General features: G+C 62.8%; 17 protein-coding genes and 1 pseudogene. 10 read left to right on the top strand and 8 right to left on the bottom strand.

Annotation, left to right across the window (positions count from 1 at the left end):
• Positions 1-387 precede the first annotated feature (387 nt).
• The 4 genes from IPV69_RS23725 to IPV69_RS23740 all read left to right on the top strand — a co-directional run bounded on the left by IPV69_RS23725 (position 388) and on the right by IPV69_RS23740 (position 6,414).
• Positions 388-1,956 carry a 7TM domain-containing protein gene (locus IPV69_RS23725; RefSeq protein WP_206292210.1) on the top strand — a complete coding sequence of 523 codons (1,569 nt, stop codon included), beginning with the start codon at positions 388-390 and terminating at the stop codon, positions 1,954-1,956.
• Entirely contained in the window at positions 1,956-2,921 is a 966-nt protein-coding gene (locus IPV69_RS23730) for an alpha-L-glutamate ligase-like protein (RefSeq protein WP_206292211.1), read from the top strand. Before IPV69_RS23725 ends, IPV69_RS23730 begins: the two co-directional genes overlap by 1 nt.
• Before the next feature lie 284 nt (positions 2,922-3,205).
• Positions 3,206-4,792, top strand: coding sequence for an alkaline phosphatase D family protein (locus tag IPV69_RS23735; protein ID WP_206292212.1), 1,587 nt, complete (start codon positions 3,206-3,208; stop codon positions 4,790-4,792).
• 44 nt (positions 4,793-4,836) lie between these two features.
• Positions 4,837-6,414 (top strand): sulfatase family protein, encoded by a 1,578-nt coding sequence (locus tag IPV69_RS23740; protein WP_206292213.1) that lies wholly within the window; start codon positions 4,837-4,839, stop codon positions 6,412-6,414.
• Positions 6,415-6,466: 52 nt separating this feature from the next.
• Here the strand turns inward: IPV69_RS23740 and IPV69_RS23745 are convergent, their stop codons facing one another.
• From IPV69_RS23745 to IPV69_RS23755, 3 genes are all read right to left on the bottom strand, one after another.
• Positions 6,467-7,774, bottom strand: coding sequence for a cation:proton antiporter domain-containing protein (locus IPV69_RS23745; RefSeq protein WP_206292214.1), 1,308 nt, complete (start codon positions 7,772-7,774; stop codon positions 6,467-6,469).
• A gap of 351 nt (positions 7,775-8,125) precedes the next feature.
• Positions 8,126-8,950, bottom strand: a complete 825-nt coding sequence (locus tag IPV69_RS23750; protein WP_206292215.1) for a glycerophosphodiester phosphodiesterase — start codon at positions 8,948-8,950, stop codon at positions 8,126-8,128.
• A gap of 209 nt (positions 8,951-9,159) precedes the next feature.
• The gene (locus IPV69_RS23755; RefSeq protein ID WP_206292216.1) at positions 9,160-9,756 is read right to left on the bottom strand and encodes a hypothetical protein; all 597 of its coding nucleotides are present in this window, start codon (positions 9,754-9,756) and stop codon (positions 9,160-9,162) included.
• 181 nt (positions 9,757-9,937) lie between these two features.
• Between IPV69_RS23755 and IPV69_RS23760 the strand changes: the two genes are divergently transcribed.
• Together IPV69_RS23760 and IPV69_RS23765 are read left to right on the top strand one after the other, a co-directional pair.
• On the top strand, positions 9,938-11,029 hold the full coding sequence (locus IPV69_RS23760) for a DNA/RNA non-specific endonuclease (protein ID WP_206292217.1): 1,092 nt from the start codon (positions 9,938-9,940) through the stop codon (positions 11,027-11,029).
• A gap of 34 nt (positions 11,030-11,063) precedes the next feature.
• Positions 11,064-11,423 carry a nuclease A inhibitor family protein gene (locus IPV69_RS23765; protein ID WP_206292218.1) on the top strand — a complete coding sequence of 120 codons (360 nt, stop codon included), beginning with the start codon at positions 11,064-11,066 and terminating at the stop codon, positions 11,421-11,423.
• Between the two features lie 31 nt (positions 11,424-11,454).
• Here IPV69_RS23765 and IPV69_RS23770 read toward each other — a convergent pair whose 3' ends face one another.
• Together IPV69_RS23770 and IPV69_RS23775 are read right to left on the bottom strand one after the other, a co-directional pair.
• Positions 11,455-12,090, bottom strand: a complete 636-nt coding sequence (locus IPV69_RS23770; RefSeq protein ID WP_206292219.1) for a hypothetical protein — start codon at positions 12,088-12,090, stop codon at positions 11,455-11,457.
• 104 nt (positions 12,091-12,194) lie between these two features.
• Complete coding sequence (locus IPV69_RS23775) at positions 12,195-13,235, bottom strand: ThuA domain-containing protein (RefSeq protein ID WP_206292220.1); 1,041 nt, start codon at positions 13,233-13,235, stop codon at positions 12,195-12,197.
• Positions 13,236-13,337: 102 nt separating this feature from the next.
• Here IPV69_RS23775 and IPV69_RS23780 point away from each other — a divergent pair, with 102 nt between their 5' ends.
• The 4 genes and pseudogenes from IPV69_RS23780 (at position 13,338) to IPV69_RS23790 (ending at position 15,145) form a co-directional block, all read left to right on the top strand.
• Positions 13,338-14,363: a sugar phosphate isomerase/epimerase family protein gene (locus IPV69_RS23780; protein ID WP_206292221.1), complete on the top strand. Its 1,026-nt coding sequence runs from the start codon at positions 13,338-13,340 to the stop codon at positions 14,361-14,363.
• 148 nt (positions 14,364-14,511) lie between these two features.
• On the top strand, positions 14,512-14,715 hold the full coding sequence (locus IPV69_RS23785) for a hypothetical protein (protein WP_206292222.1): 204 nt from the start codon (positions 14,512-14,514) through the stop codon (positions 14,713-14,715).
• Positions 14,657-14,905: pseudogene (locus tag IPV69_RS28005) on the top strand (HNH endonuclease); the annotation flags it as partial. The gene IPV69_RS23785 and the pseudogene IPV69_RS28005, both read left to right, overlap by 59 nt.
• Positions 14,906-14,920: 15 nt before the next feature.
• On the top strand, positions 14,921-15,145 hold the full coding sequence (locus IPV69_RS23790) for a hypothetical protein (RefSeq protein ID WP_241179946.1): 225 nt from the start codon (positions 14,921-14,923) through the stop codon (positions 15,143-15,145).
• Positions 15,146-15,192: 47 nt separating this feature from the next.
• On the opposite strand, the gene IPV69_RS23795 is transcribed toward IPV69_RS23790, so the two are convergent.
• From IPV69_RS23795 to IPV69_RS23805, 3 genes are all read right to left on the bottom strand, one after another.
• Positions 15,193-16,884 (bottom strand): alpha-amylase family glycosyl hydrolase, encoded by a 1,692-nt coding sequence (locus IPV69_RS23795; protein ID WP_206292224.1) that lies wholly within the window; start codon positions 16,882-16,884, stop codon positions 15,193-15,195.
• A gap of 76 nt (positions 16,885-16,960) precedes the next feature.
• Positions 16,961-17,953 (bottom strand): D-2-hydroxyacid dehydrogenase, encoded by a 993-nt coding sequence (locus IPV69_RS23800; protein ID WP_206292225.1) that lies wholly within the window; start codon positions 17,951-17,953, stop codon positions 16,961-16,963.
• 49 nt (positions 17,954-18,002) lie between these two features.
• Complete coding sequence (locus IPV69_RS23805) at positions 18,003-18,260, bottom strand: YHS domain-containing protein (protein ID WP_206292226.1); 258 nt, start codon at positions 18,258-18,260, stop codon at positions 18,003-18,005.
• Positions 18,261-18,275: the final 15 nt, after the last annotated feature.

An 18,275-nucleotide genomic window follows, 5' to 3' on the forward strand; every position in this document is an offset into this window, starting at 1 on the left:
CAAACAGATCCGTCAGACTGATCGTCCGCGATGTTGCCGCGGCATAGACGTTGATCGCGAGAAACGCGATCCAGACGTTCGAGAATCAGGAGACGGCACAAAACGACGTGAATAAGGCTCGGTCGAAAGCTACACCCGAGGCACGGCAAAACACCTCTCTTCGCCGTGCAATCGACCGATACAACTCTGCCTCCGCGTACAGAACTCTAAGCGGACTGGACGGGCAGTCAAGATATTTCGTACGCCAGCGACAACGAATCGAAAAAGCCGAATGGGGTCTCCCGGCGTCAAGGACACCCGGATTTGAAGATCGGGGTAAGCCCGATCCTGCTTTGCCGCACGATCGAGTAGCCTGCGAGAGCGGGGCAGGCGTTAGAAGGAGTCGACTTGAGCTTACGAGCAGTGACGCGTTGGGTGGCGGTGATCCTGGTGTTGATCGGCACGGCGCTGATAGCGCTGCGCCGGCAGGCCCGCAACGAAGCGCAGGCCGTGCCCGGGGACACGCTTTGGCGAGTCACTTACAAGGCAGCATTCCAGGCGACGCATCCGGGCGCTCGCCTTCGAGTCGCGTTGCCGTCAGACACGAACTTTGCAAAGGTCTTCCACGAAGACATCCTGTATTCAGGCCTGTCGGCGGGGCGAATGCGGTCGTCGCGGGGGCTGGCGCGCGAATTCTCGCTCGTCGCCGGTCGTGTCGGCGAGCACACGCTGACGGCACGATTCGATGTACACGTCAGCCCCACGCCGCAGTGGTCGCCACGCGAACCCGACGTCCCGAAGACCCAGGCCGACCGTGACCTGTACCTGAAGCCCGGCGGCATGTTCCCGACTACAGACCCCTCGGTGCGAGACGCGATCGCGCGTATGCCGACGCGACCCGGCTTGAGCATCGCAAGGTCTGTCTTCGACTTCTGCAGTCAGTCGATCGAGGACGAGACGGAGGGAGCGAGCGACGTCGTTACGGTCCTGAGAACCGGAACGGGTTCCGATGTGGGGTGTGCCCGTTTGATGGTCACCCTCTGCCGGGCGCTGAACATCCCCGCCCGTATCGTGACCGGGTTCAAGATCGAGGCCGCCGATCATTTCGCCGTCCATACCTGGGCCGAAGCGCTCGAAGGGGACAAATGGGTTCCTTACGACCCTGCCGGCGGCTTCGCGGCAAAGCTTCCGCCCAACATCGTGCCCGTCCGGCGTGACGGAATTGACGTGGTCAGCGGAACGGAGATCTCCTCGCTCGACGTGCGATTCGAAGTCAAACGGCTCCCACCCGGCCCCGGCGCAATGCGATACGGCCATGGCAAGCCGTCGGCGATTCTCGACCTGGCAAGGCTTCCCCTGGAGATGCATGAGCCCTTGCAGATCATCCTGCTCATGCCGCTAGGGGCGCTGGTGACGGGAATATTCCGGACGATCGTCGGCATTCGAACATTCGGTACGTTCACGCCGACACTGCTGGCCTTGAGCTTCGTTTACGCCGAGTGGTCCACCGGGCTGCTGACATTCGTCATCGTGCTGACGCTGGGGCTGACCAGCCGAACCTTGCTGGACCGACTCAAACTGCTGCTGGTTCCAAGACTCGGCGCGATGCTCACGCTGGTCGTGCTGATGATCGTTTTCACCGTGTCGGTGCTCGACTACTTCAACCTCACCCCCAGCGCCCAGGCCGTGATCCTGCCGATGGTCATCCTGACGATGACCGTCGAGCGGTTTTACCTGACCAGCGAGGAAGACAGCATGATCTTTGCGTTCAGGCTGCTGGGCGGAACGGTCGTCGTCGGCGTCTGCTGCTACCTGGTGCTCCGCTGGGAACGCATGGGCCAGTTCGTGCTGTCGTACCCCGAAGTACACCTGTACACGATCGCCGCGATGGTGCTGCTGGGGCGGTTTTCGGGGTATCGCCTGACTGAGTTGTGGCGATTCCGCGACCTGGTCGAATCGAAGAAAGGGGAGGCGTAATGCTGTCGCGACTACTGCGCTTCCCCCGGCCCCGCGATCTGCGGGCCCTTGGCATTCTCGGCATGAACCAGCGCAACGCCGAGTTCGTGCTGCCGGGCAATCCGCGCGCAAATTACCCGCGCGTCGACGACAAGGTGCAGACCAAGTTGATCTGCGAGAAGCATGGCATTCCCGTGCCGCAGACCTATGCGGTCATCCATTGGATGGGCGACATCCGTAAGTTCGGCCAGCTCGTCGGCGATCGGCGGGATTTCGTCATCAAGCCGTCGCGAGGGGCAGAGGGACGGGGCATCATCGTCGTCGTCGATCGCCGGGACGATATCTTCATCACCGCCGGAGGCACGGAGCTGACGACCGAGGACCTGCGGTATCACCTGGAGAACGCGCTGTCGGGCCTGTATTCGCTCGGGGGCCAGCCCGACAAGGTGATCGTCGAGCAGCGCATCGTCCGCCATGACGTGTTCGACACCATCGCCGTCGGTGGCACGCCCGATGTGCGGATCATCCTCTATCGCCGCATCCCCGTGATGGCGATGGTCCGGCTCCCGACCAGGGCGTCGCGCGGCAAGGCGAACCTGCACCAGGGGGCGGTCGCGGCGGCGGTCGATCTGGCAACGGGTATCACGTTCGGCGGCGTGTGCGAAAACCGGGCCGTCACGGTCCATCCCGACACCAAAGTCGCGATCGCCGGCGTTCAGCTTCCGCAGTGGCACGAGCTGATGATCGCGTCCATGCGCCTGGCCGACGGGCTGGAGATGGAATACGTCGGCGTAGACTTCGTTCTCGATGCCAACCTCGGCCCCGTCGTGCTCGAAGCCAACGCCCGCCCGGGCCTGGCGATCCAGATCGCCAATCGGCACGGCTTGCTGAGCAGGCTCCGGTTTATCGAAGCCGAGAAAATCGGGATGCCCGATATCGAGGCCCGGATGCGCTGGTGCAGCGACTGCCGAGCATCGCGAATGTGACTGCGCAGTTGCCGTAGGGTCCGCCTTGGCGGACCAAAACGCGAAGCCGCGCGGCGAAATCGGGCAGGGAAAAGCGGTAGCGAAAAGGGGCGTCCGCCAAGGCGGACCCTACGTGGCGTCGGCTTTGGCCCCGCGTGCCGACCCAGGACTGTAGCGACCGGATCGCGACGGCAACCTTTATCAATTCATCAAAACGAAACGCGCCCGACTGCCGGATAGGGTAGGCTCAGAGCCCGCGGTAAACTCACCGCCAATCACGACCCCAACCAGAGGAGGACCGCGCCATGCTGGATCTGAAACGCATAAGAGAGGCAGCCGCCCATGAAGGCGGGATCACGCGGCGATTATTTCTGGGATGTGCCGCCTCGATGGCCGCGCTTCCGCTGCTGGCTCGGCAGTCGGACGCCAGCGAGGCCGTCACCACATTCGCCAGCAACCCCTTTACGCTCGGCGTCGCCTCGGGGGACCCTGATCCAAGCTCCCTCGTCCTCTGGACCCGGCTCGCGCCCAGTCCCCTTGAGCCGGATGGCGGCATGCCGCCGAAGATGGTCGAAGTCTCTTGGGAGCTCGCCGAGGATGACGCCTTCAAAAAGATCGTCCGCAAAGGCACTACGATCGCGACACCGCAGCTCGGGCACTCGGTGCACGTGGAGCCGCGCGGGCTCAGTCCCGACCGCTGGTACTGGTATCGCTTTCGCGCCGCCGACGCCGTGAGCCCCGTCGGCCGGACACGCACCATGCCCCAGGCCACCGCGTCGCCGGAGAAATTGAAGTTCGCATTCGCCTCCTGCCAGCACTACGAAACCGGGCTGTTCACGGCGTACGAACAGATGGCGCGGGATGACCTGGACCTGGTCTTCCATCTCGGCGACTACATCTACGAGGGCGCGGCGACCAAGGGCAAGGTTCGTGCGCATATCGGCCGTGAGATCGAGACGCTCGGCGAATACCGCGTTCGGCACTCACTGTATCGCTCGGACCCGCTGCTGCACGGGATGCACGCGACATGCCCCTGGTTCGTCACCTGGGACGACCACGAGTTCGACAACAACTGCGCCGGACACATCTCGGAGCAGAAGCATGTCGATCCGGTCGACTTCCTGGTCCGCCGCGCCGCGGCCTATCAGGCCTACTACGAAATGATGCCCCTCCGCGCCGCCTGCCTGCCAAATGGCCCGAACATGCGACTCTACCGGAGATCCTCGTTCGGAAGACTCGCCGACTTTGCCGTTCTCGACACCCGTCAGTATCGCACCGACCAGCCCAACGACGACAAAAAGTCCGACATTGTCGGCGGCGCGCTCGATCCCTACGGAACACTGTTGGGAACCCGTCAGCGCGACTGGCTGCAGGCGTCGTTGCTCCAATCGACCTCGACCTGGAACGTGCTCGCGCAGCAGGTCATGATGGGCATGGTCGATCGCACCGCCGGCGACGAGAAGCTCTACAGCATGGACCAGTGGCCCGGGTACGCGTGGGAACGCGGGGCGATGCTGCAGTTCCTCCACGATCGGCGGGTGCCCAATCCCGTCGTGCTGACCGGCGATATCCACGTCAACTTCGTCAACGACCTCCGCGTCGACGACCGCAAGCCGGAGCTGCCGGTCGTCGCGACCGAGTTCGTCGGCACCAGCATCAGCAGCGGCGGAAACGGGTTCGAGAAACCCAAAGGCCTGGCCGAAATCCATGCCGAGAACGCCTGCGTGAAGTACCACAACGCCGAGCGGGGTTACGTCCGCTGCACGCTGACGCCTAAGGAATGGCGAAGCGATTTCGTGGTCGTCCCTGATGTCACGAAACCGGGCGGGAATATCCTGACCCGAGCGTCGTTCGTGGTCGAGGCCGGACAGCCCGGCGCGAAACCGGCGTAGCCTTCGTTGCGCAGGCGGTCCACGCGCCAATCAGAGGAGTTGAAATGCGGAACTTCGCCACGGCACTTACGCTGATTGCCTCAATCTGCGCCGCATGCGCTTCGCGTGCGGCCGATGCGCCTCCGGTCGATCGGCCGAACGTCCTGTTCATCATCTTCGACGACTTCGGCTGGCAGCACGCCGGGGCATACGGCTGCGACTGGGTGAAAACGCCTAACCTCGACCGCGTCGCGAAAGAAGGCGTGCTTTTCAAGAACGCCTTCACCTCTAACCCCAAGTGCAGCCCCTGCCGGGCAAGCATTCTGACCGGCCGCAACGCCTGGCAGAACGAAGAGCTGATGTGTCACAACGGCATCTTCCCGCGGAAGTTCGCCGTTTATCCCGAGCTGATCGAGCAGGCCGGCTACACGGTCGGACTGACCGGCAAGGGTTGGGGACCGGGCGATTTCAAGAGTCAGGGCTTCACGCGCAATCCCGCCGGGCCGAGTTTCGACGCGGCCAAGGCGGCCAATGCGCCGGCTTCGGGCATCGGGAAAATCGACTATGCCGCCAACTTCGACGCGTTCCTTAAGCAGCGCCCGGCGGGCAAGCCGTTCAGCTTCTGGATGGGCTTTCACGAGCCCCATCGCGCTTATGAAGCCGGCTCCGGCGTACGGCTGGGGAAGAAGCTGGAAGACATTAAGGTGCCAGCCTACCTTCCCGATACGCCCACCGTCCGAAGCGATCTGGCCGACTACGCGATTGAAGTGGAATACGCCGATGCCCACATCGGCCGGGCGCTCAAGTCGCTCGAAGAAGCGGGCATTCTCGACAACACGCTGGTCATCGTGACGTCCGATCACGGCATGCCGTTCCCCTACGTCAAAGGCCAAATTCACGAAGACGGATTCCGCCTGCCGCTGGTGATGCGGTGGGGCAAGGCGATCAAGCCCGGTCGCGTGGTGGAGGACTTCATCAACGTCCGCGACCTGGCGCCGACCTACATGGAACTGGCCGGCCAGAAACCGCACGAACAGATGAGCGGCAGAAGCCTTGTCGGCATCCTCAAGTCAGACAAGTCCGGCTGGGTCGAGAACCGCGACGTGATGCTCGTCGGCAAGGAACGGCACGACATCGGCCGGCCGGATGATATGGGCTACCCGGTTCGGGCCATCCGTACGAAGGATTTTCTGTACGTCCACAACTTCATGCCCGAGCGCTGGCCGGTGGGCAACCCCGAGACCGACTTCGGCAACTGCGATCCGAGCCCGTCGAAAGAGCTCATCAAGCGCATTGGCGGCCACTTCTTTGAACTGTGCTTCGGCAAACGCCCGGCGGACGAGCTCTACAAGTTGCGCGACGACCCCGAAACCGTTCACAACCTCGCACAAGACCTGGCTTACCGCGATCAGTTGGAAAAGCTGCAGTACCAGATGATGACGATGCTCAAAGCCGAGAAGGACCCCAGGGCGCTCGGCAATGGCCGCATCTTCGACGGCTACAAGTACACCGGCCCTCGCCAGAAGGGTTACGACACCTGGCTGAAGCAGCAGGACCCGGCACCGGGCGAGCCGGAAGCCGTTCCACCTCTACCCAAGGGCAAAGGCGCGAAGCGCAAGCCCGGCGATGCGAATCCCGAGTAACGCCAGCAGACAGCAGGTCGATGCGGGAATCACGTCCGTCCCGGCAGGAAGGTCAGCCGTCCGCCTTGGGACTGGCGGTCGCGGGCTGACTCGCAGACAGATCGAGTTCTCGTTCGGCGTCGGCGATCTTCTTCGAGTGACGGCCGACGAGCAGTTCGAAGATCGGCGACGCCATCAGCGTGGTCACGATCGCCATGATGACGAGCACCGCGAACAGTTCCGGTGAGATGATGCCTCGCTGCAGACCGATGTTGATGATGATCAGTTCCATCAGCCCGCGGGCGTTCATCAGCGTGCCGATACCAAGGGCCTCGCGGTTGGGCAGCCCGGTTGCCCGCGCCGCCAGCCAGCACGCGACACCCTTGCCCACGACCGCCGCCAGAAGCACGACGATCGCGATCTCCCAAAGGTAGACGGTTTTGAGCAGTCCGATTTGCGTATTAAGCCCTGAGAACGTGAAGAACATCGGCAGCAGAAGGGCGACGGTCAGCGGCTGGATGCGAGTGATCAGGCCCTGCGATACGACGCCGCGGGGCATGGCCGCCCCCATGACGAATGCGCCGAACACCGCGTGCAGGCCGATCGCATCGGTGATCCACGCGCCCAGCGCGAGCAAACTCAGGCAGACGACAAACTGCGAGTCCGTGAACTGCTCGGCCTCCCGTACGTCTCGCAGCCACCTAGCCAGCAACGGGCGAATGACCATCAGTGTCACCGCAACGTAGCCCACGCCACCGGCAATGTTCAGTACCGCGTGCGACATGTTCCCGTCGAAACTCGCCAGGACGATCGCCAGCAGGCACCAGGCAGCAGCATCGTCGATCGCGCCTGCACCCAGGGCGACCGTACCCATCGTCGTCCCCGAGAGCCCCTTGAAATGGATGATGCGTGCCAGCATCGGGAACGCCGTGATGCACATGGATGCGCCGAGAAATAGGACCGCCTCGGCCAGGCTTGTCTTCGCGGGGAAAAGCTCGGTATGCGCGTGAAAGTACCAGCCCAGTAACCCGCCGAGCACAAACGGCGCCGCCATCCCGGCCAGCGAAACCGCTATCGCACTGCCCATGCGCTTGCGGACGATGTCCACACGAAATTCCATCCCCACCACGAACATGTACAGCGCCAATCCCAGCTGCGAGACGGGGAAGAGCACCTTCATCGAGTCTGGCGGGAACAGCACCTTCGACGCACCGGGAAAGAACAACCCCAGCAGCGACGGCCCGAGCAATACACCGGCGATCATCTCGGCGACGACCTGCGGCTGGCCGAACCGGGCGGCAACTATGCCAACCACGCGGCAGAACGACAGGATCAGCGCGATCTGAAGGAAAAACTGGATGGCAAGTTGGAGGTTCGTCATCGGTTCCGGGCAACGTCTTTCGAGCTTCGCGGGATGTCCTGCACTACGTCGAGCAAGCACATACTACGGCTGGCAACCCGTTCTCACACCGATCGCCACTGATATGTATCAGCGTATCAGGATCGAAGAAATCGACCGACCGGTCAATCGATCGCTATGGCATGAAATGAAAAGCACTTGCGTCCGACGAGGTGCCGCAGGACATCGGGCCGATGGCAGGATGGTCGGGTGCGGACCGCCGTCCCAGGGCGGCGGAACTATGGGAGATGACCATCACTTCGGACCCGAGGCGGGACCGTCCGAGGGACAGGCACATTCTGCATGGCGCGCGTCGCGGCGGCGGCCCGAGTTCTACTTGACCTGTTGCGACAACCATGCCGGGTGATTGGACGTGATCGCGTCCACACCCGCTTCAATCATTCGGCGGGCGTCGGCCGGCTCGTCGACCGTCCACACCAGCACATCCAAACCCGCCGCCTTGGCAGATTTCACGAAATCCGCGTCGATCGGACCCTTGTACGCCAGGTCAAGCCCGTCGAAGCCATGCTGCTTCGCCAAAGCGATCAACTCTTCATTGCTCGGCGACCATTTGCCCGTCTGCTTGTCCTTTTTCTGTGCCGCCAGGTAGTAGACCTTGACCTTCGGCAACGCTTTCTTTGCTGCGATGCACGTGTCGAGCTTAAAGCTGATGACCGGGGTCTGCTCCGGCTTCTTTCCGACTTTGTTCAGAACGCGGACCAGTTCCGGCACCGCCTCGGCGCCGATCTTGACTTCAATAAAGAGTCGGCGGCCGTCGGGGATGGTTCGGACGACGTCTTCCAACAGCGGCATTTTCTCGCCGGCGTACTTCGGGCTCTTCCAGGAGCCGACGTCGAGCTTCTGTAGTTCTTCGACCGTGCTGTCCTTGACGATCAGTTTCTGGCCGGCCGTGCGAGACGTGTCGGCGTCGTGGGTAAGGATCAGCTGCCCGTCCTTGGTCAGGTGTACGTCGAGTTCCGCGGCCGCGACCCCGCGCTCCCACGCCAGCTTATACGCCGACATCGTGTTCTCGGGTGCATCGGCCGACTCACCGCGATGGGCTACCCATTCAATCATCGGCTTAGACCCGTTGCCCGGAGCGGCGAACAATGCACTGGCCAGCGACAGACCGACGAACAAAATGATCGCGACTTTCATCCTCAGAATGCTATCGGCAGCGGAAGGCCGATGCACCCGTCTTGACATGAATGTAACAAGGCAGCGGGCGACCATCGACGGCGCGAAAAGGCTGCGCCTCAACCGGTCCTACCGCTGGTAAACAAGAACGCGGGACGAGCCTCCCATACCGAGACTCGCCCCGCGCCTTAGTCAGTTGATGCGTTCGGCAGAACGCGGTCGCCGGCCGATCAGTCCAGCATTCCCATGCTCACCATCACGGCTTCCTGCTTGGGGGTTAGCAACTCGGTCAGTTCCTTCTGTGCCAACGCCAGCTCTTCCTTGGCCTTGGCCTTGGCGGCGCGGTAGGCGTCGAGCTTGGCTTTGACGTCGGCGGCGGCGGCTTCCTTGTTCTCGGTCACGGCGCGGAGTTCGGCCGCCGCTTTGGCGACGGGGGACTCTGCGGGTGTCGTGGCACCGGCGGGCTGCGCGTCGCCGCCGCGGGTACGGCCACCGGGGCCACCGGGAGGGCCGCCCGGGCCGCCACCGAAGCCGCCACGGCCGCTGCTGCTGTAGTTGCGCTGCGCGGTCTGGACCTTTTCGATCCGGGGCTGAAGGACCTTCCACTCTTCCTCGCTGGCGCCAAGGCGCTCGCGGGTGCGCTGGTTCATCTGCTCGCGGAAGGCGGCAGGGTCAAAGTTGCCACGGCCGCCACGCTGTCCGGGCTGGCCGGGCTGGCCTTGTCCGGGCTGGCCGGGCTGCGGCTGTTCCTGCCCGAAGGTGGCAGAGGTCACGCCCATCGACAACAGTGCGCACGCTACCGCTAAACCCAACTTGCTCTTGATCATTGCTGGCTCCCGAGGAATTCCGGTCCGGCCGCAGCCGCGCCACGCGGCGGGACCGGGTCCGACACCTCCATCGTTGCGCGCCGGGGACGGGTTCTTCACGCACTACCCGAATTTTCTGGGGAAGATGGTTTTCCCAACCCAACTCGCCTCACTACCCTCAGACGGCTAAGTTACCTGCCCCATGAACCAAAACCGCGACAACCAGATCGACGTCGGCCGACTTGCCGCGGGATTCGTCCGGCTGCCGCGGCCGCTGCAGATCCTTCTGGGCGTGCTAGCCGCCGGTGCCGTGGTGGTGGGCGGCGTGATGTATTTGCGCCAGAATGGGAAAACCACCGCCGTTTCGACGCAGCCGGTGTCACCGTCGGTGACGCAGGCAGCCGTGCCAGCGCCGTCGACGCCACCGCCTCCCCCTGGAACGACGACCGTCGCGGGCTCTTCCCCCGACGGCACGACGCCGGCTCCGCAGATCGACACACCCAACCTGACGCTGGGAAACCCCAGCCAAGCGACGACCAGCATTGCCCGGCGCGACAACTACCTGGTCGTCCGCCCGGCGTACGCCTTGTCGTTCAACGACGATCTGGGCACGGCGAACTGGGTCAGTTGGCGGATCATCCGGGCCGACTTCGGGCAGTCCCCCCGGGAGGTCGAGTTCCTTGCCGACCCGATGCTGCCGCCACCTTTCAAGCAGATCGGCCATCGCGACTACACCGGCTCGGGGTTTGACCGCGGACACATGTGCCCCAAGGGAGACCGCGGCGGCGACCGCGACAAGGTCGCCAGCACCTTCTACACCAGCAATATCATCCCGCAGGCCGCGAACGTGAACCAGAAAGCCTGGAACAACCTGGAAAACTACACCCGGGACCTTGTCGGCCAGAAGCGGCAGCGGGTCTATGTCATCACCGGCCCGGCGGGGCGGGGCGGCACAGGATTGAACGGCTACAAGGAGACGGTCGGCTACGGGAAGGTCGTCGTCCCCGCCGAGTGCTGGAAAGTGGTCGTCGCGATCCCGGACACGGGCAAGCCGACCGACGAGCCGCAGTCGATTTCAGCGTCGGCACGGGTGATCGCAGTCATCATGCCCAACGACCAGACCAAGGTCGGCGACGACTGGGCCAAGTTTCGGACGACGCCGGCGGAGATCGAACGCAAGACGAAGCTGAGGTTCTTCGACAGGCTCAAGCCGGACGTGGCCGAAACGCTGCGGCAGCGACAGGACAAAGTGGTCATTCCGCCGGTGGATGCGAATCGGTTTTCGCGAGACTGACCGTGCAGTCCGGCTCCGCAGCATCGATACCCAAATGAACGACCCAATCCCCAACGACCTCGCCGCCGCCGTCGAAGGCTTGCTCTACCCGAGTGAGACCGATGCGCCGCTGATTCCGTTCCGATGGAAACGCGGAAAACGAAGCGCCGTCGAGTCCGCGATCGCCAACTCCAAAGAGCGCTCGCCGGTCGAGACCATCCCGTTCGACACCTTCTTCGAACCGTTGCTTCGGTCCACTGACGCCGAGCGGTTCGCGACGCTAAAGCGTCTGCTTCAGGATCGCCTGCAAGACCTGGCCGTCGTGCGAGTCGGATCGCCACGTGTGACGATCTACGTGATAGGACGCCAGGGCCACTACTGGGCAGGCGTGTGGACGGAATCGGTGGAGACTTAAGGCAACAGTCCGGCGAGCGATGAACGCCGTCCTACTTCGACGGCTTTGTCGCCGCTGCCTTCATCTTTTCGTCCAGGGCCTTCATGGCCGCCTGCATCTTCGGACGCATCGCCTGTTCCATCTCCTTCGGCGTTTTGAACTTCCCGGCTTCGACATCGGGAATCACTTCCATCATCGCGGCGGTCATCGCGGGGAAGAGTGTGGTAACGACCTGCCTTCCGTTGGGGTTTGCCGCAATATCCGCCACCTTCCAGGCACCGCCGGTCTTGGAAAGCTTGATGTCCGGACCGACGGTTGCGGTGTCGCCGGAAATAGTGACCTCATACCGGGCCATCCGCTTCTTAAGGCCCTCGACGGTCAGGTCGTCGCCTTGCGGAGGCTTTTCATTTGGCATCGCCTTGAGGACGGCGGCCACCAGTTTCTTTCTGGCATGAATGACCGCGTGCATGTGCTGCGCGAGTTCGACCTGTTCCTGGCTACCCACAAACGCCGACTTGGCCTTGGCGAAGTCGGGGTCGGCAAGGAGGTCGGCAAACGCGATCGCGGCAGCGCGAACTGTCACCTGATCAGCGGAATCCTTGGGGGCATCCTCCGCGCGGACGGCCGCCGCAGAAATCGCCAGCAACGCAAACATCGCAACCGCGAGAACACTACATTTCCGCTTCACTTGATCTCCTTGTTTCCCGTTACCTCAACGTCGCCCATAATGCACTGCTTGTCCCACCGGAACCAGCAGACGCCATGGGCCGGTTCGAACCTAGCCGACGCTCGTCAGAGCTGCCCGGCGGCGAGATGGGTCGCTGCTGGCGCCGGCATCCCGTTGGCACGCGACCGCTGCGCTTCGGCCATCCACCGACAGGCGTTCTCGACAATCTTCAGCGGCGCCGCTTCCTTGTACACCGCGTGTGTTTCGTGGCCGGGTCGAAAGTAGAACACCTTGCCTTTGCCTACATTCCAGACCATGCCGCTTCGAAAGTGCTCCCCGGCGTCCCACTTTTCCTCGAACACCACCGCGTCCGGCGAGGGGACATGGAACGGCTCGTCGTACATCTCCGTGTGCGGAATGTCGAACTTCGCCGGAACGCCTTTGGCAATCGGGTGCTCGGCGAGCAGCGTAGTGACGTGGCTCGGCTTGCCGTCATTGCGCCACGACGGAAAGCAGCAGATCGGCAGCCGGATGATGAGCTCAACCTGACCCGTCGCCGCATCGACCTTTTTCTCGGCCGACGGCGTCATGGGCGTGGTCTTCGACGGGGGCTTGCCGGGCAGGGGGGTAACGAACGTGACCTTCGCCGACTTCCTCTCGGCATCGGTCAGCAGCTTCATCGCGTCGGCGGTGGCGCGTCGGTTCATTGCTTCGACAAACGGCGTTGCCCAGTGGGCCGAGTGCAGGGCGACAAGGGACAATTTCCCCGCTTCGATCCGATCGGCGATCCGCTTGGCGGTTGCCGGTAGTACGTCGCGGTGCTTCTGGTGACCCCACCAGACGATGACATCGGTGCTGTCGAGGATCGCATCGGAAAGTCCCTGTTCGGGATCCGACAAGCCGACGGACCGGACCTCAAATCCGGGTTGCTTTCGAAGGTAGTCGGCGATGGTGTCGCCCAGCCAGGGGTCGTAGGCCTGCTTCTGGGCCGGCTGGCGTTCGTCCCAGACCAGGACGCGTGTCAGCGCTGGGTCAGCGGCGGGCAGTTGTGCCGCCATCGACATGACGAGAACGACCACGGCCAGGACCAGGCGTTGGATCATGAAGCCCATGTTCGCACGGCCCGCCCCCCAATCGCAAGTGTTGCCGGGCCAGACCGTTGACAAGGGGAAGTTCCTCCGCTGTGATTCGGGCTATTGTGAAGGTGTTCAGGCCTTCCGGCCCTCCGGGCGGATGGCCCTCGGAATTGCGCGTAGGAGAGAAAAACAATGGCTCGTCCCGTCACCCTGTTTACCGGCCAGTGGGCCGATCTTCCGTTCGAAACCGCCTGCAAACTCGCTCAGAAGATGGGCTACGACGGCATCGAGCTGCCCTGCTGGGGGGATCACTTCGACGTCGAAAAGGCCAATAAGGACGCCGGCTACTGCAAGGGCCGCTGGGACATTCTCAAGGCGCACGGCCTGAAGAACTTCGCGATCAGCGCGCACCTGGTCGGCCAGGCGGTGTGCGACCTGATCGACGAGCGGCACAAGAGCATCCTGCCGCCGGAAATCTGGGGCGACGGTTCGCCGGAAGGCGTCCGCAAGCGCGCCGCGCAGCGCATGATCGACACCGCCAAGGCCGCCCGGAAGCTGCGTGAAGCCGCCCCGGAAAAGATCGACTTCCCCGCGGTCGTCAACGGCTTCACCGGCAGCAGCATCTGGCACAGCATCTACGCCTTCCCACCGACCAGCCAGGAATACTGGCAGAAGGGCTTCGACGACTTCGCGACGCGCTGGACGCCGATCCTGAACGAGTTCGACAAGGTCGACGTCAACTTCGCCCTGGAAGTTCACCCGACTGAAATCGCGTTCGACATCGCCAGCACCGAGCGGGCGATCAAGGCGATCAAGGAGCACAAGCGGTTCGGCTTCAACTACGACCCCTCGCACCTGGGCTACCAGGGCGTGGACTACATCAAGTTCATCTACGCCTTCGGCAAGCGCATCTTCCACTGCCACATCAAGGACGCGTGGTGGGGCAAGGGCACGGGCGAGGTGGGTGTGTTCGGCGGGCACACGACCTTCGCCGACCCGCGCCGATTCTGGGACTTCCGCAGCCCCGGTCACGGCGACGTGGACTTCAAGCGGATCATCGTGGCGCTGAACGACGTCGGCTACCAGGGCCCGCTGAGCGTGGAATGGGAAGACAGCCGCATGGACCGCGAGTTCGGCGCAGCCGAGGCGTGCCAGATGGTGAGAAAGATCGACTTCAAGCCGTCGGCGATCGCGTTCGACGGGCAGTTTGATCGGTGAGATTGCTCTAATCGAGTTCCAATCTGGCAGTCAGCTTCTCGCCCCCGTTCGGCGAGGTAGTCTGGCGCTGCGCGCACGACAGGCAGAATTTCAAACCCATCATTGGCGTGGTTGATATAGTGTAGTGATGGTCCAAATAGCAGACCCCGTGACATTCTCGGTTCCGCGAAAGGTGCTTAGCGATATTGCCGTGCTGTCGGATGAGCTCACTGATCGCATGCACGAGCTGCTTGAACGCAATACCGATGGGCTTCTCAGCGAAATTGAACGCAAAGAGCTCAATACTCTCGTGAATGTCGCTCAGTTCGGGCAGATTATCGCCCTGGCACTACAGCCCCCGAGCAACCCGTGAGCCTGTCAGCGATCTCGAAAGCACTTCGCCGAGCGGTCTTGATCGCGATCGGGGGTACTGCAGGTACTGCCAGTTGTCCCAGATCGGTCAAGCGGCAGTGTTTCACATCAATCACGTGACTCCCAGGTCCCGAAGCGGTGCGACGGTCGAGTCGAACCTTGTTCTTCAGTGTCCGAATTGCAGCCTTCACAAGTCAAATAAGTTGATGGCGACGGATCCTCTGACGGGTGCGGTGTTGCCCCTGCTTCATCCGCTTCAGCAGAACTGGCACGCTCACTTTGTGCTGACGGACGAAGGACGTTGCCTGGGCATCACCGCAGTAGGCCGAGCAACGGTCGAGGCGTTGGCAATGAACGCCGACCTGCCGCGGATGGCTCGCTTTCTGCAGGTCCGGTCAGGATTGCTGGCGGCAACAAACCCTTCCAACTGACAGCGTTGCGTACGGCGACAAAGTCAGTAGGCGTTGCTCTGCGCCATTTAAAACTTCAACACACACGCCGCGCACGGCGCCATCGTCAGGCTTATCCGCGAACTTGCGAAACTCCGCTCCTGCCCCGTGATAAGGTCCACGCAGTTGAACGGGCCCGTCTCACCGAGGAATGGCGACAGGTCCGCCTCAAACGCGTGCTCACCGCCGATGTCGAAATTGCAGATCACCAGAAGCCCCGGCAGTCCCGGTCGGCCGTCCTTCCGGAAGGCAGCCATCAGTGCGTGGTGGTTGTTGTCGACAAATTGACAGTTCTCGCCACGCCTGAATGCCGGCTCGGCAACGAGAATGTCGTTCACCCGCCGCAGAAAACCGGCGAACTGCGGGCACTCCGCCGGCACCACGCGTGGCTGCTTGCCGATGAACTCGATCTTGCGCTCGATCCCCCATTCCACACCCTGCGTTATGCCCGTTGCACCCGTCCCCAGCAGTGCCGCGGCGACATAACGCGGCACCGTCGACTGAACCGATCCGAACTCCTGGGCCGGCGATCCCGAATCGTGCGACGTCACCGGCATGAAGAATCGCACGTGCTCCGACACCGAGTGGATGTACTTGATGTACTCCCGCAACTGGGGCACGAACTTGCTGTCCCAGGGCGTCGCCAGGATGAGGTTCAGGTTCCACTGCGGAATGGTCGACAGCAGGGTGCTGGAATCCGTGAAGTACTCAGCGATCACGCCCACGTTGGGGTAAGTCGCCCGGAGCGACTCGGTGACCGAATCGACAAACCGCTTGTCGCTGCTGTGCAGATTGTCGAACCGAATGAAGCCATCGGTCTGGCTGGCATAGTTGGCCCAGAACAGCGCGTATTCCGTCATGTAGCGCCAGATGTCGGCACGGATTTGCCGCGAGGGGTGCTCGTAGTCGATCAGCACAAGGTCGTCCCATGAGAGCCAACCTTTGTCGCACCAGTAACGCGCGCGACGCAGCCCGTCGGGGCTCGACTGGTCGGGGACAATCCATTCCGGTGCACGCTTGACGATATTGCTGTCAACGCCGACGTGATTCAGCACCAGGTCGAAGCAGAGTCGCATTCCCAATGCTTTTGCGACCTCGACAAAGTTCTCGAGCTGGGCCAGACCGCTCTGATACGAGTCGGCAGCGCCATACATGGGATCGATATCGAACAGCTCGCGAGCCGAGTAGGGGCTCTGCGACGTATCGAGCACGGTCAGTGGCAGAAGGTGGACGGTATTGAACCCCATGTCGCGGATTCGCTTCAGATCGGCCGCCCAGTCGGCGATGGAGCCTGACACACTCGGAATCAGCGTGTAAAGGCGCATGTGATCGACCTGAGGCGGGTCGACCAGAACCCACGCGTCGGGGATCGGATCGTGAATCCAGGTCATTCCCCCGTCCATCGATGCCTGGGCATGGAACCAGAAAAGTCCCGGCCGGTCCGGCGTGATGCGGCAAAACAGCGTCTTGTCGTTCACAAGCTCCATGGGGACTTCGACGCAGTCGTTGGCACCTCTGGCGTTCAGCGAAGTGACAAGAACGGCGCGAATCCCCTGTGGCAGCTTGTCGCTGGCGTGGATGCTGACTTCAAACGGACTGCCGACAAACGCCCGCGAGTATTGCTGGCGACCGGTCGGGTACGACCGACGGACTTCCTTTGCGAGGGTCTTTACGCGGGGACACGCCGGCAGGGGCGGAGCGGGACGACGTGCTACGGGCATTCAGCAATATCCTTTTGAGCGACTGGCGGCTGGCAGCATGTTACGTGGATAACGCGGGTTGAAAAGTCACACTCGTTCAGATGACGCGGTCGGCGAGTTTCTCGCCGAGCAGGTAACGATCCAGGTTCGCCACAAAGTGCTTCACGAGGCGGGCGAACTCGTCCGTGTGGCCGCCCGCTGTATGGGGGGTGATCCAGCAGTTGGGTGCGTCCCACAGCGGGTGATCCCTGGGCAGGGGCTCCGGATCGGTGACGTCAAGATACGCCGCCGACACCTGGCCGCTCTTGAGCGCCGCAATCATCGCAACCTGATCGACCGTGTTGCCTCGACCGATGTTGTAAAACACGCTGCCCTGCTTCATCCGCATGAACCGCTCGGCGTTGAAGTAACGGTCGGTGCCGGCGGCGGCGGGGAGGATGTTGATCACGTGATCCGCCTGCCCGAGATGCGCGTCGGCTTGGTCGGTCGGCACCATCATGATGCCCTCGTCGCCGGCGATCTTGCGGCGCACGCCAATCAGTTTCATGTGGAAAGGAGCGAGCAGTTCCGTCAGCCGCCGGGCGATGGTGCCGTAACCGTAGATCATCGCCGACTGTCCGACCAGAAGCCGCGAATTGCTGCGGTGGTGGGCTTGTTTCCAGCTGCGGAAGTTACTGCGTTCGTGTTTCTGCTCGAGGATCATCTCGGGCAGTTGCCGCGCCAGTGCGAGCATGAACGAAAAGACGTGCTCGGCGCATGGCTCTTCGTAGACCTGCGAGCTGGTCGTCAGAATTCCACCCCGCGCCGCCATCGCCGACCGCAGCTCGGCGGTGTCGTAACGCGTGTAACCGGCGGTCGTCAGGTGAACCCACTTCAGGCGGGGCGTTTCGATGACTTGTTTAGGGTCGGGTTGCCCGAACGCGACATCGGCATTGGCCAGCAGCGGGTCGTAGCCGCCCGCCGCCAGATTCGATGTCTGCAGCAGCGGGGGCATCAGCAGCTGGTGATTTCCCAGGCCGGCGGACAGCGTCTCCATCGCGGGTTCGGGAAACGCGGCGTTGCAATAGATCGTCAGCGGGGCGGTGGACATGCCCATGGTTTAGCCGCGAAGCGGGGCCAAAGCCAGTTCCAGCCGGTCGTCATTTGCCGGTGTACTTCGCGGGATTCTGCTGGAACTTCCGGCAGCAACCTTCACTGCAGAAGTAGTAGGTTTTCCCATCGGCCGAGCAGTGCGGAGTATTCCCCTCAACGACCACATCCACACACGCCAGGTCGGCGTTGTGCTTGCAGACCAGGCACTCGGCGTGCTTGCTGCCGTCGGCGGCCGGCGGCGTCGTGCCACATCCGGCCAGGCAGAACAAAAGGGACAACAGGGTTCCGGCAATAAGGCGATTCATCGCGGTCCGCTCCGG

The sequence above is a fragment of the Humisphaera borealis genome (assembly GCF_015169395.1).
GTDB classification, from domain to species: domain Bacteria; phylum Planctomycetota; class Phycisphaerae; order Tepidisphaerales; family Tepidisphaeraceae; genus Humisphaera; species Humisphaera borealis.